Source organism: Rhodococcus sp. BH5 (assembly GCF_027583855.1).
In the GTDB taxonomy this organism is placed as follows: domain Bacteria; phylum Actinomycetota; class Actinomycetes; order Mycobacteriales; family Mycobacteriaceae; genus Rhodococcus_F; species Rhodococcus_F qingshengii.
The window spans coordinates 1-12,943 of record NZ_JAJHVW010000011.1 but is presented as its reverse complement, the minus strand read 5'-3'; the positions used below and the strand labels follow the sequence as shown (position 1 = coordinate 12,943).

The 12,943-nt window shown below is 61.4% G+C and carries 11 protein-coding genes and 1 rRNA gene; 5 read left to right on the top strand and 7 right to left on the bottom strand.

Going from position 1 to position 12,943, the window contains the following annotated elements; genetic code table 11:
- The first annotated feature begins 7 nt into the window (after positions 1-7).
- The 3 genes from RhoBH5_RS24485 to RhoBH5_RS24475 all read left to right on the top strand — a co-directional run bounded on the left by RhoBH5_RS24485 (position 8) and on the right by RhoBH5_RS24475 (position 3,556).
- Positions 8-1,309, top strand: a complete 1,302-nt coding sequence (locus RhoBH5_RS24485) for a M1 family metallopeptidase (protein WP_050655931.1) — start codon at positions 8-10, stop codon at positions 1,307-1,309.
- 148 nt (positions 1,310-1,457) lie between these two features.
- A complete protein-coding gene (locus RhoBH5_RS24480) occupies positions 1,458-1,973 on the top strand; it encodes a hypothetical protein (protein WP_007727150.1) in 516 nt (171 codons plus the stop codon).
- A gap of 11 nt (positions 1,974-1,984) precedes the next feature.
- Entirely contained in the window at positions 1,985-3,556 is a 1,572-nt protein-coding gene (locus RhoBH5_RS24475) for a flotillin family protein (protein ID WP_270008889.1), read from the top strand.
- A 45-nt stretch (positions 3,557-3,601) separates the two neighbouring features.
- On the opposite strand, the gene RhoBH5_RS24470 is transcribed toward RhoBH5_RS24475, so the two are convergent.
- Complete coding sequence (locus tag RhoBH5_RS24470) at positions 3,602-4,876, bottom strand: MFS transporter (protein WP_050655913.1); 1,275 nt, start codon at positions 4,874-4,876, stop codon at positions 3,602-3,604.
- The gene (locus RhoBH5_RS24465; protein WP_007727164.1) at positions 4,876-5,520 is read right to left on the bottom strand and encodes a GntR family transcriptional regulator; all 645 of its coding nucleotides are present in this window, start codon (positions 5,518-5,520) and stop codon (positions 4,876-4,878) included. Before RhoBH5_RS24465 ends, RhoBH5_RS24470 begins: the two co-directional genes overlap by 1 nt.
- Before the next feature lie 175 nt (positions 5,521-5,695).
- On the opposite strand from RhoBH5_RS24465, the gene RhoBH5_RS24460 reads away from it, so the two are divergent.
- Positions 5,696-6,817, top strand: coding sequence for a GGDEF domain-containing protein (locus RhoBH5_RS24460; RefSeq protein WP_042450505.1), 1,122 nt, complete (start codon positions 5,696-5,698; stop codon positions 6,815-6,817).
- Positions 6,818-6,831: 14 nt separating this feature from the next.
- Here RhoBH5_RS24460 and RhoBH5_RS24455 read toward each other — a convergent pair whose 3' ends face one another.
- The 4 genes from RhoBH5_RS24455 to RhoBH5_RS24440 form a co-directional block, all read right to left on the bottom strand.
- Positions 6,832-7,629, bottom strand: coding sequence for an SDR family NAD(P)-dependent oxidoreductase (locus tag RhoBH5_RS24455; protein ID WP_007727170.1), 798 nt, complete (start codon positions 7,627-7,629; stop codon positions 6,832-6,834).
- A 77-nt stretch (positions 7,630-7,706) separates the two neighbouring features.
- Complete coding sequence (locus RhoBH5_RS24450) at positions 7,707-8,405, bottom strand: class F sortase (RefSeq protein WP_050655912.1); 699 nt, start codon at positions 8,403-8,405, stop codon at positions 7,707-7,709.
- Between the two features lie 129 nt (positions 8,406-8,534).
- Positions 8,535-9,989: a hypothetical protein gene (locus RhoBH5_RS24445; protein ID WP_231917439.1), complete on the bottom strand. Its 1,455-nt coding sequence runs from the start codon at positions 9,987-9,989 to the stop codon at positions 8,535-8,537.
- Positions 9,990-10,610: 621 nt separating this feature from the next.
- On the bottom strand, positions 10,611-11,069 hold the full coding sequence (locus RhoBH5_RS24440; protein ID WP_007727180.1) for a carboxymuconolactone decarboxylase family protein: 459 nt from the start codon (positions 11,067-11,069) through the stop codon (positions 10,611-10,613).
- Positions 11,070-11,116: 47 nt separating this feature from the next.
- Between RhoBH5_RS24440 and pdxR the strand changes: the two genes are divergently transcribed.
- Positions 11,117-12,511, top strand: coding sequence for a MocR-like pyridoxine biosynthesis transcription factor PdxR (gene pdxR, locus RhoBH5_RS24435; RefSeq protein WP_082239044.1), 1,395 nt, complete (start codon positions 11,117-11,119; stop codon positions 12,509-12,511).
- A gap of 311 nt (positions 12,512-12,822) precedes the next feature.
- On the opposite strand, the gene rrf is transcribed toward pdxR, so the two are convergent.
- A 5S ribosomal RNA gene (gene rrf / locus RhoBH5_RS24430) occupies positions 12,823-12,939 on the bottom strand.
- Positions 12,940-12,943: the final 4 nt, after the last annotated feature.

Genomic DNA, 12,943 nt, shown 5'->3' with positions numbered 1-12,943 from the left:
GAACCGAATGCTCGAGGAGCCGATCGATCCGTACCTGCCGCTCAACGGCAACCGCGGGTACCGCGTGTCCCGGTACGAACTGGAACTGACGTACAAGGTCTTCAGCAACCGTCTCGCCGGCAAAGCTGTCATCACCGCTGTCACCACCGAGAGCCGATCCAAGTTCAGCTTCGACCTCGCGCAGAACCTGCAGGTGTCCAAGGTGTCCGTCAACGGTGCCCGCGGCACCAAGTACGCGCACTTGAACAACAAGCTGATCCTCACGCCGTCTACCAAGATCCCCGCGGGCGGTGCCCTGTCGGTCACCATCGCGTACAGCGGCAACCCCGAGCCGATCAAGAGCCTGTGGGGCGAAGTCGGCTGGGAGGAACTCGACGAAGGAACTTTGGTCGCAAGTCAGCCCAACGGCGCGGCGTCCTGGTTCCCGTGCGACGACCATCCGATTTCCAAAGCGTCGTACCGCATCTCGATCACCACCGATTCCCCGTTCTATGCCCTCGCCAACGGCAAGCTGATCCGCAAGCAGACCCGTGCGAGTCAGACGACGTGGGTCTACGAGCAGACCGAACCGATGGCAACCTACCTGGCAACCATTCAGATCGGTCAGTACGAGCACCGACAAGTGAGCGCCGGGCCGGTACCGGTCTTCGCCGTTCACCCACCTCGGCTGCGCGCAGCGTTCGACGTCGACTTCGGGCGCCAACCCCAGATGCTGGAGGTCTTCGGAAAGCTGTTCGGCCCGTATCCCTTTGCCGACTACACCGCTGTGGTCACCGACGACGAACTCGAAATCCCCATCGAAGCGCAGGGACTCTCGATCTTCGGAGCCAACCACTGCACGGGCAGGCGCGGTTCCGAACGTCTTGTCGCACACGAGCTTGCCCATCAATGGTTCGGCAACAGCCTCACTCTCGGGCAGTGGTGCGACATCTGGCTGCACGAAGGCTTTGCCTGTTACGCGGAGTGGATCTGGTCCGAGAATTCCGGTGGCCCGTCCTCGAACCAACTCGCGACAAACGCCTATCAAGGGCTCGGGCGTAAATCTCAGGACTTGATCGTCGCCAATCCCGGTCCTGCCCTGATGTTCGACGATCGAATCTACAAGCGGGGCGCATTGACTCTGCACGCCCTGCGCGGCGTTCTCGGAGACGAGAAGTTCTTCGAACTGATCCGTCAGTGGACCACGAAGCATCGGCACAGCACGGTCAGTACCGAGCAATTCACCGATCTCGCTTCACGTTTCACCGACACTCCATTGCGCCCGCTGTGGGATGCATGGCTGAATCAGCGCTCCCTGCCTCGTCTCTGACGCTCTCTCACCGCGATATCACCACGCCGAAACATTCCGAATGCGCCGATTATCTTTGTCTTACCTTTACTATAGAGGTGGGCCGAGGGACGACCCCGACAACACAATTCTCAGGGCACGCTTCCTCGACAGGTAGATCGGGGGATCGATGTTCGTTGTATTCACAATATGTTTCGTGATCGGGGTCGTGGCCCTGATCGGAGCCTTTGCCGTCGGCGAGGTTGCAGATCTGGGCGGCGGCCACGCAGACGGGCTGCCATTTCTGAGCCTGACAACCTTGGCCACAGCACTTTTCGGCTTCGGCGCCGGCGGCGTAGCTGCCACTCTCGCGGACGCTCCGACATTGGTAGCGGCGATTGCAGCACTCACACTCGCCGCCGTTCTCGTTGCCGTCACGCGCGGCCTACTTCTCCCCTACCTCCTTGAGCAACAAGATAATTCGCACATCGGACGAGCTTCGTACTCCGGGCTGTTGGGCACGGTCACTCTCACCATTGCAGCCGAAGGTTGGGGAGAAGTCTCGTTCGTCGACGCCGAAGGCAATCGCGTGCAGGCCAAGGCCGTCAGTGCACAGCCGATGGCGCTCACCACCGGCACCACCGTCTACATCGCCGATGTAGACGATCAATACCTTCACGTCGTCACGGTTGACGACGCGATCTAAGGACTCGATACATGCTGCCAATCATCATCATTGCGGTTGTAGTCGCAGTAATCATCTTCATCGTTCTCCCCGCGATCTACGTGAAGAACTACGTCAAGGTCCCGCCGAACGAAGTGGCGGTTTTCACCGGACGAGGCAAGCCGAAGGTCGTCCGCGGCGGAGCCCGGTTCAAGATTCCGGGAATCGAACGCGTCGACATCATGTCGCTCGAGCCGTTCAACGTCAGCATCAATCTCAAGAATGCGCTCTCCAACGACGGTGTTCCGGTCAACGTCGAGGCAGTCGGCCTGGTACGAATCGGTTCCGCCGACGAAGCGGTTCAGACAGCGGTGCAACGATTCCTGACCTCCGACCTGGACGAACTCCAGCAGCAGATCAACGAAATCCTCGCCGGCAGCCTGCGCGGAATCACCGCGACCATGACGGTCGAGGATCTGAACTCCAACCGCGATTCGCTCGGACGCAGCGTGGTCGAGGAGGCAGGCGGCGACCTCGCACGCATCGGCATGGAAGTCGATGTCATCAAGATCGCGGGAATCTCCGACTTCAACGGCTACCTCGAATCGCTCGGTCAGCGCCGCATCGCCGAGGTCAAACGTGATGCCGCGATCGGAACTGCTGAAGCAGAGCGTGATTCGCAGATCCAGTCGGCAAAGGCGCGACAGGCAGGCTCCGTCGCACAGGCCGAGGCCGACACTGCGATCGCGAGTGCAAATCAGAAGCGCGACGTCGAACTCGCTCGCCTTCGAGCACAGACCGAAGCCGAGAACGCCGAAGCCGACCAGGCCGGACCACTCGCGCAGGCAACGGCCGAGAAGGCCGTCGGCATCGCACGTGAGCAGGCCGAGGCGGCCCGCGTCGAAGCTCGCACCGAGGTCGAGCGTCGTCGCGCCCAGCAATCGGAAGCGGCATTGCAGGCAGATGTCATTGCACCGGCCGAGGCCGAACGCCAAGCCTCCATCGCACGCGCAGAGGGTGAGCGACAGGCCGCGATCCTCCGCGCCCAGGCACAGGCCGAGTCCGCAAGGCAGGCCGGCGGGGCTCAGGCCGATGCACGAAAGCTCGTCGCCGACGCTGTTCGCTCCGAGCAGCAGGCTGATGCCGACGGCCTTCGTGCACGTCTGGAAGCCGAAGCTGACGGCCGCAAGGTAGCGGCCGACGCCGTTCGCGCCGAACAGCAGGCCGAAGCGGATGGTTTGCGCGCCAAGCTCGAAGCCGAAGCTGCCGGTAAGCGTCAGATCGCCGAGGCGCTCAATTCCTACACCCCGCAGGCCGCGCAGTTGCTCACTCTGCCTGACGTTCTGGCAGCACTGGTCGACGCCACCGCAGCAGCAGCGAAGCCGGTCGGCGACATCGATCGGATCTCCATCGTCGGCGGCAGCGACGGGGCGCAGGGTTCGATCGGCTCGATCCTGGGCATCAGTCCCCAGGTGATTGCCGGTGTCATCGAAACTCTCGAAAGCTCAGGCGTCGATATCACCGGTTTGCTCAACGGCCTGAACAAGACCGCATCGGTTCCGGCTGGTTCGGTACACAATTCGGTCCACAATTCGGAAAACGGTTCCGCAACCGTAGACGCGTGATTTCGCCCCGGTCCGCCGACTCTCGCAGGAGTCGGCGGACCGGCTTCACGCGCTCGGAAGGTGTGAACGCGACTTGAAGAGAATCAGAATCAAGCAGGCAGCGGCGGCGGCTGATCCGAACAGAAGAGGCACCGTGTAGCTCAGCGCCGGAATGCTTTCCGACAGCATCGCCAGCAACGCAGGCACCGCGAACCCGATGTAAGTGATCGAGTAGAACACCGCGGTCAATCCTGCCAGATCGTCCGGCCCCGCGATTCGCTGGATCTCCAGCAACCCGGACACCAGTGCCATGCCGTACCCGCAACCGAGGATCGCTGCAGCCACGATCGCGATCGCCACGGTCAGCGTCGACGCAACCAGAGCAGCACCGGCCATACCGACCACCAGAAACACCAGAGCCACAACGGCGCCACGAGCACTGCGGTCGGTGTCGATCTTGCGCCCCAACGACTGAATCGCGAATCCGCATGTCAGCGCGACCATGCACAGCAGAGCCGAAAAGGCCACGGGCGCATCGCCACTGTGCCCGGTCATGAGCGCCGGAATAACTGCATACGCGACACTGGCGGCACCGAACACCCACGGCGCCAACGGAACAACGACGTAGAGGAATCTGCGGTGACCTGCCGAGGGGATCTTGAGGTCGTCGATCAACCTGCGACGGTCGGATTTCGCCTGTGCCGGTCGTGTTTCGGGCGCACGCCACAGCGCCATGGCGGCGAGGACGGTGATCGCGATGTGCAGCACGTACGCCAACACACTCGGCATGGGCGCCCACTGCGCCAAGATTCCCGCAGCACCCGCTCCCAAGGCGAAGCCCGCGGTCAGACTCATCGCTGCTCGCCGAGCACCTGCGCCTTCCGACGCCGTCGGATCCCAAGGTTGCGTGGACAACTCCTTGACCCAGGAGCCGCCGACGGCCATACCGATCCCCAAGGCGATGCCACAGAGGATTCTTCCCAGGATGAGAGCAGCGGCGGAGTCCGCCCCGAAAGCGAGCAGCGTCGAACCGGCGATCGCGATGATCGGCGCGGGGAGCATGATCGGGCGTCGACCCAATCGATCGGACAGCGGGCCGCCGAGCAGCAGGGCCGGCACAATTCCGACGACGTAGGCGAAGAGGAAGAAATCGACCATCACCGGCGAATAGCCGTGGTCGAGTCGGTACATCACCAGCAGTGGGGTGAATTCGTTTCCGCCCCAGGCAGCGGCGAACATACTGGCGGCAACGGTCAGCCACAGCCACTTTCCGCCGGAGAGGCGTTCACCCTCGAGACGAGTTTCGGCCGCGGTCCCAGCGCCGATCGTTTGGGTGCTCATCACAGAGTTCCTTCGAAGCCGAGGCCGTGGACCTGGCGCATGTGTGTGAGGACGGCAGTGTTGTATCCGTCGGCATCGCCTGTGTCGACGAGGTCGGTAAGCGCGGTGTGATCGGCAAGGATCCGCGAGAGTTGGCCAGGGTCGCGTGAGATCGACCGGGCTGTCATCCGTCGTTGCCTGTCGCGCAGACTCGCGTAGAACGAGTCGAGCAAAGGGTTCCCACCGGCGGCAACGATCATCTTGTGGAAGTCTGCATCGATTGCGCTGAACGCGGCCACGTCCCCGCGATCAGCAATCTCACGTTGCTCGATCAGATTCGCGCGCAACGCTGCGACAAGCGCTTCCCGTGCGTGCGGTCGGACCGACACCACTCGAACGCTCTGAGTCTCGACGAGCTGTCTGGCACTGACTACGTGTTCCGCTTCCCCATCCGCGACCGGGACGATCAGCGCCCCCTTCTTCGGATAGAGGCGCATCCAACCTTCCGATTCGAGACGCAGAAACGCCTCACGCACCGGCGTTCGGCTCACATTGGTCCGTGCAGCGATGTCACCCTCACTGATCAGCTCCCCGCCGGCGAGCTCGCCGGAAAGGATCAGCTCCTTGACTTCGCGGAAGACGGTTTCGGAAGCGGAATACAACATAGACACAAGATGTATTTATACTCCACGCTGGCGCAACGCAGACATCCGGGTCACCGATCCGAACATCTCGGTCCGATGCGGCATCGATCCAGTTAGCATTGCAAGGTGCCAGACAGAAGAGGAATCAGTTCGCGATGAATGGCGCACGCTCCAGCCTTCGAAGACTGATGCACTCATGACATCGCAGATGAAGTCGATGAGGACGCTGACCCGCGAGTGGTTGATTCTTCCCGATCAATACGACCGCTTCACTCGCTATCTCCGCGACAACGGCCTCACGACCGCCACCCGGCTATTACTTGGCATCATTGTCATCGGACTGGGAGTGTGCGCACTACTGAACAGATTCAGCCCTGCCGGTCCGACAAGCACGATTGCGCTGTTCTTCAATACTGTTGTCGTGATCTCGTGCTTCGTAGTCGGAGTCTCATGGTGGGTCTTCGGCCCCACAAAGCGTCGCTCGTTCGGTTTCGTGGTCTTCTGCGACATCGCGGTCACGATCTCCGTCGTTGGAGATTCCTCCCAGCTCGCACGATTGCTCACCTGTGTCATTTTTGCTCTGGTCGGCATCTACATCGCCTACTTCCACAACCCGAAGTTGCAGATCGCGCACATAGCTTTTTCGCTTCTTGTGATCGCGGTGGCTGCGCAGCCAATTCTGTTCGGGCCGGATCGCGATCCAGCCCTTGGTGTTTCGAAAGTACTGGTCGTCATCACCGCGTTGGTGGTCTGCGCATTCATCTCGCAGATCGTGCTGACGATGCTCAGCATGGATGCTTCCAGTTCCGACCTCGATCCTCTCACCGGCCTCTTGAACCGTCGTGGCCTCGACCGCCACGTCGAGAAGGTACTCGAGGGGTTCCAGCGTCAAGAATCTGCGGCACTACTCGTGATCGCGATCGACATCGACCGGTTCAAGACGATCAACGACGTGCACGGCCACGACGTCGGCGATCGCATCATTCTCCGGGTATCGCAGCGGTTATCCGCCTGGGCACACGCCGATGCTGTCGTCGCGCGGGTCGGTGGCGACGAATTCATCCTCGTTCAAAGACTTTCCGTGCCAGCCATCGGACCGATGCTCAACTCGATCGGACCGGCAATGCACTCGAATACCGACGAGATACCGTCGACTTCGAGCATCGGAATCGCCGTGCGTACCCACAAATTCGTCGCCGGAGAAGACCGCGCAGCAGCGTTCACGGACATGCAGAAAGTCGCCGATTCGGCGATGTACGAAAGCAAGAGACTCGGCGGCGGACGCGTTCACACGATCGTCACCACCGCCGGCAGGTAGCAGTACGCACAATTTCAGTAGTAGACCGGCCCTGGCACTCCTCCACCCGCTGCCACTGCGTCACCGGTGATCGCGATGCTTCGCGGCGATGCCAGGAAGGTCACGACGTCGGCTACTTCTTCGGCATCGATGATCCGATGTATCGAGTTCGTCGCGATACCACGCTCCACCTCTGCCTGCGAGCGGCCGGATTCTTCCGACTCGCGCGTAATCCGTGCGGTCAACCTCTCGGTCCTCGTCACGCCCGGATGGACGACGGTGACGTTGATTCCCTTGGGGCCCAGCTCGTCCGCAAGATTCTTGGTCAGTGCAGACACACTGACGTTGCGGATCGTGTGGGCGATCGAGGTTGCCTGTCTGGCACCCAAACCGCTGATGTTGATGATCCGACCCCAACCCTGATCGATCAGATACGGCGCCACAGCGCGCGCAGTTCGCAGGTACCCGAGCACTTTCACTTCGACTTCGTCTCGCACGACGTCGTCTGTGGTCGCCTCGAAATCCGTCGGCTTTCCGGCGCTGAACGGAGTCGCTGCGGAGTTGACCAGAATGTCGACGCCGCCGAACTCCTCTACTACTTGCCGCACCGACGCCTGAACCGCGTCGTCGTCTCGCGTATCCGTCACGACTCCGATCGCACGAATTCCGAACTCCGAAACCAAATCTCGTGCAACGCTTACGACGGTTCGCTCAGTGCGCGCGAGTATCGCGATGTCGACCCCTTCAGCGGCCAGACCTCTGGCGATTGCCAGACCGATCCCCTTGCTACCACCGGCAACGATCGCACGCTTTCCAGACAGGTGAAGATCCATACCTGCGACACTATCCAACAGGCGGTCCCCGATCTCTACGAAGAGGGATCGGGGACCGTCGGAATCATTCCTGTGTCTCAGACCATCAGATCCGCGTACAGGTAGACGTTGTCGGCGTAGTTGCCCACACCGTCCTCGAATTGCAGTTCGCCGCCGCAGGTTACGACTGCCAACTTACGAGGGCCTTCCGGGCCGGCTAGCACGCTTTCCTCCACACCATCGGCCTTCGGGCGCGTCGTCACCGCAGTCACCTTCCACGACGTGCTCTTACCCGTCGCGTCGGATGTACGGATCACTTCACCCGGCTCGATCGTGCCCAGGTCGAACAGCGCGCCGTTACCCTGGCCGGTCAGATTGACGTGTCCGGCAATCAAGGTCGTGCCGGTGGCGGAATCGAGAGATGCACCGTCGAGCCAGATTCCGACGTTCTTGACGTTCTCCGGCGGAGTGAGAACTCCTTCCGGCACGGTGGCGTCCACGATCGGCGCCTGAACACCGACCGGGTCGAGCGAAAGAGTGTTGGGAGTCATCAACGCATCCGTAGGCGCTGCCGGATTCGCGGAGTGCGACATGACAACTCCCGGACTCGGCGGGATCGCAGCATCGTCATCGGAGGATCGCAGGCCGACGAAGGCCATGGAAGCACCGGCGACCAACACCGCGATGAGAGCCAGAATGAACGCGACACGACGCCCTTTGCCTGGACTCGCGGGCTGATCGTGGTTGGGATAGTCGTATGGATTGGATGGATTGGGATCCGACTCGTACATGGTCATCGAACTGTCTCCTGAGGGATGAGGCGCCCCCGGCACCTCGTGCGAATTGACGCCCCCTGCGTCTGATCAATGTCGGCACCGATCACACGAAGCGTGATCGGTGCCGACGTCTACTACACGTGCCTGGTGTCAGGATCGCTTGCGGCGGAGAGCAACTGCTCCGGCAGCAGCCATTCCGACAAGCCCGAGGCCCGTCACTGCGACGGCGACGTTGCGGCCTGAATTCTGTTCAGCAGCACCACCGTCGATGGCAACCGGGCGGGGGCCAGTGGCCGGCTTCGGAGCCGACGGCGCCGGAGTTGCGGGAGTTGCAACCGGCTGCGACGGAACAGGTGCACCCGGAACTACAGGCACGACCGGCACAATCGGCACGATGGGCACGATCGGAACAATCGGCACGATCGGAACGACCGGGGTTGCAGGCGTCGTGGTGGCCGGTGTGGTCGTTGCCGGTGTCGTTGTTGCCGGCGTGCTCGTTGCCGGTGTCGTCGTGGGTGCTGCTGCATATCCGACGCTGGCAGATGCATTCATCGAAGCCGGCCGAACGGTGTCGAACGACGCGAAGATCTGGCACTGTGCGCCTGCCGTGTTCCAGTGCAGGTTCTCGACCGAATCCGGAATGACGCTTGCAGTCACCGAGTAGTCCCCGCCGGCCGCAGCGGTGAGGCAAAGATCAACAGCAGTCGGTGCGTCGCCGCGGCCGTCGACCGTCAGTTGATTTGCAGTCAACGTCGCCGTGGCGTTGTCACCACAGACGGTCAGTTCGGTGCCCGCCGAGGACTGAACAGTGATCGGCTTCCGGTACATATTCGTATTCAGGGTGAAAACGGCAGTCTCGCCGGCCTTCAGAGTCCCCGTCGCGGGTGTCTTGCGAACGAGGTCGAGCGTCTGCGTGACGTTCATGATCTCGACGATGCGAGCTCGCTCGTCGTCGCCGATGTTCCTGTCGCACAGGCTTTTGAAATCGGCCATCAGCGGATTGTCGTAGTCCGAGACACACCACACAAGCGTCTGCCGCGCCGAACGTGCATCCTCGCTGCCATTTCCCGAAACGACACCGTCGAGTTTGGCGGGATTCTGCAGCAACCAACTGATGACAGCGAGATCGTCGGCTGACAGATCGGGATTGCCCGAAGACGGCACCGTCGCACCCATCTCGTCGTTGTGCTTGTCAACCGGCAAACCGTTCTCGTCGACACCGGCACACGGATCGAGATCGAAGTCCGTGCAGTACATCCATTCCGACTTCGCAATTCCGTCGACGTCGCGGACACCGCAGACCGGAGCATCCACCGCGGCCGAGGTACCCCGATCGGTGGTGCCGTACATCGGCACGATGTTGCCGTCGTTGTAGTGATCCAGCCGAATGCCGGAGATGTCGAGCATCTGCTCCGAGGGCGTGTACTCGGTGCCCTCACACAACCCGGCGGTGAACGCCGGAGCGGCCGCGGTTCGCACCGGCATCGGCGCGGACACAGCTGGCGAAGCAAAAGCAACGCTACTACCGGCGACCGTTACGGCAATAGCTGCAGTTAGCGAGAGCCGGAGAACAAGCGGCCTACGCCGTGAACCAGACACAGTCATCAAAGCTTCCCTTTCAAGACATTTCGGTAGCGGGACGGTTGCCTGGATTCCCAATACCACGCCACCCAGCGCTCACTTCCGAGAGGATCAGCCGATCACTTTTGGCAATCAGCCAGTTACTGAATGGCAATGTAGTGCATGTTTCAAGAAAGATCACCCAATCGTCGAGCACCCAGGGCGCAGCTTGGACATTCGGATGACGAGTTAGCCATGAAGGTGACTGAACCTTTGTCCAACCGCACAACAATCGCGATCCCCCCCAAAATCTGCTCATCCAACCGCGACGTTCCCGACATTTCGCCAACGCTAGCCAGTCGGTAACTTGGACATCCTGGGGAAACTCACAGGAAGGGGCGTTTTCAGCTCGCGCGCAAAAGAAGGGGCCCGCTATGCGGACCCCTTCGCCGGAAACTTCCGACCGAGACTGCTTTGTCGGGATTCGGGCAACTTGTAGATGACCCAGAACAATCTCCACTCACATTATGTGATTTGCCTCACATTCAAAGAATCTGTTGGTTTTGTTCACATCCTGAACCAATCTTTTGGTCCTCTTTGCGCCGATTACCCAGATCTCCGACGGCGGAACCCTGCCCTGCCGGAGAGCGGAGCACGAGCCTCGGATCAGTCTCGGACCGGAGGCGCCTTCCTTGTGGTAACCGCAATGCGATTCCACGCATTGATCGTCAAAATGACGCTGATGAGCTGAGCCAGTTCCACGTCCGAGAATTCGCCGGCAGCCTCGCTGTACACCTCGTCCGGAACGAAACCGTCGGTGAGGACTGTCACGGCCTCGGTCAAGGCGAGCGCGGCACGTTCACGATCGGAGTACATCCCTCGCGCTTCTTCCCACGCGTTCAGTAGGTAGAGCTTCTGCTCCGTCACGCCGACCTTTCGTGCGTCGCGAGTGTGCATGTCCAGGCACCATGCGCAATGATTCAGCTGCGACGCACGCGTGAGGACCAGCTCGACGAGCGTCGGCTCCAGCCCCTTGCGTGCAGCGGCATCCAACGCAATCATCGCCTTGTAGACCTCGGGCGCCAGCTTTGCGATATCCAGTCTTTGTCCTGTTGCTGTAGTCATAACTCAAACGGTAATCCCGGAAAGACCCGGAAACATGGTTCAATCCGGTGGTGAATTCGTGGGCCAATCTTGGGTTCGATCTACATATCGAGCTGCCACAGGGAATCGGGGTTCGCGCTGCACTGCTTCAGACCCTTCGCGACGCGATCGACAGTGGACTGCTGAAGCCCGGCACCAGACTCCCACCTTCCCGCACCCTCGCGCTCGACCTCGGAGTTGCCCGAAACACCGTTGCGGACTGCTATGCCGAGCTCGCCGCAGCTGGGTGGCTTGTCACACGGCCTGGTTCCGGGACCCTGGTCGCCACGCTCGCCAGCACACACACCCGCGAGGTCGAGCCATCACCGACTCGACGACGCTGGACCTACAGCCTTCTCCCTGGATCGCCCGACGCGTCGGCGTTTCCCCGCACTGCATGGATTTCGTCCGCCAGACGTGCTTTGACCACCGCGCCGACCGACGCGTTCGCGACTACTGATCCCAGAGGCCGAGTCGAACTCCGAAACGCCCTCACCACATACCTGAGCCGCACCAGAGGCGTTCGCGTCGATCCGAACTGCATTGTGATCAGTGCCAGCTCGGGTCACGGGATCTCCCTCCTTGCCCGCGCACTCGGAGGAACGATTGCGGTCGACGCTTTCTGCCTTCACCTGCACCGGCAGTTGCTCGCCGACGAAGGGCTGCTGACAGTTCCCATATCGGTTGACCAATCAGGCACTTGCACAGACGAATTGGCGTCTACTTCTGCTGAGAGTGTTCTGCTGACGCCGACCCATCAGTTCCCTCTCGGCGGTCCCCTCACACCGGCGAGGCGCGCGACCGCTCTCGAATGGGCCACGACTACGGGCGGCGTCATCATCGAGGACGACTACGACGGCGAATTCCGTTACGACAGAAAACCTGTCGGTGCACTCCAAGGAATCGCACCGCAGCACGTTGCGTACCTGGGCACTGTCAGCAAGACACTGTCGCCGGCAATTCGCATCGGATGGATGGTGTTGCCGGACAGGCTGATCGAACCTGTCCTCGCAACAAAGGGACCCTACGAACGCTGGGTAAGTTCAACGGATCAATTGACCTTGGCGGACTTCATCGAATCCGGAAGATTCGACAGCCATATTCGAAAGATGCGCACCTCGTACCGACGACGACGCGATCAACTGGTTGCGACACTTGCGCAGCAAGTACCCCAGGTCAGGGTCGAGGGGATCTCCGCGGGACTTCACGCTGTGATCCGTCTGCCCTCCGGCACCGAACAATCTGTTCTTGCAGCGGCCCGGGCGCGCGATCTCGGGCTCGAAGGGCTTTCGGTCTTCCGACATCCCGACGTGTCGTCAGTCGGCGGTGACGGCATCGTCGTCGGCTACAGCACGCCGACGCAGTCGCAGTACTCGAGGACGCTGGACGTGCTCTGCGAGGTGCTGCAGGCAGCTCTGCCATAACGCCTGCCAGCTTTGCCCAGCCGCTCACCTGCCCTGCCCTGCCCTGCCCTGATGGTGTGAACGTACCGTTCCCCTCGCCCAAGAGGGTGAGCGTGTCGTTCACTCGGTCCCGGACGGGGTGGTGAGTCGGCTGTGCTCGCGCCCCTGATCGTGTGAACGGTACGTTGGGTCGATCTGAGGCGACGAAAGTGCTGTTCGCTCGAAGTCGGGGGTGCCGGCGGGGGTGCTTTCGGGTGATGGTGATGGTGGGGGTGTTTTGGGTACGAGAAAGCCCCCCAACCAGTACTGGTTGGGGGGCTTCTCTAATGCGTGTTCGGCGGTGTCCTACTCTCCCACACCCTGTCGAGTGCAGTACCATCGGCGCTGAAGGGCTTAGCTTCCGGGTTCGGAATGGGACCGGGCGTTTCCCCTTCGCTATGACCGCCGTAACTC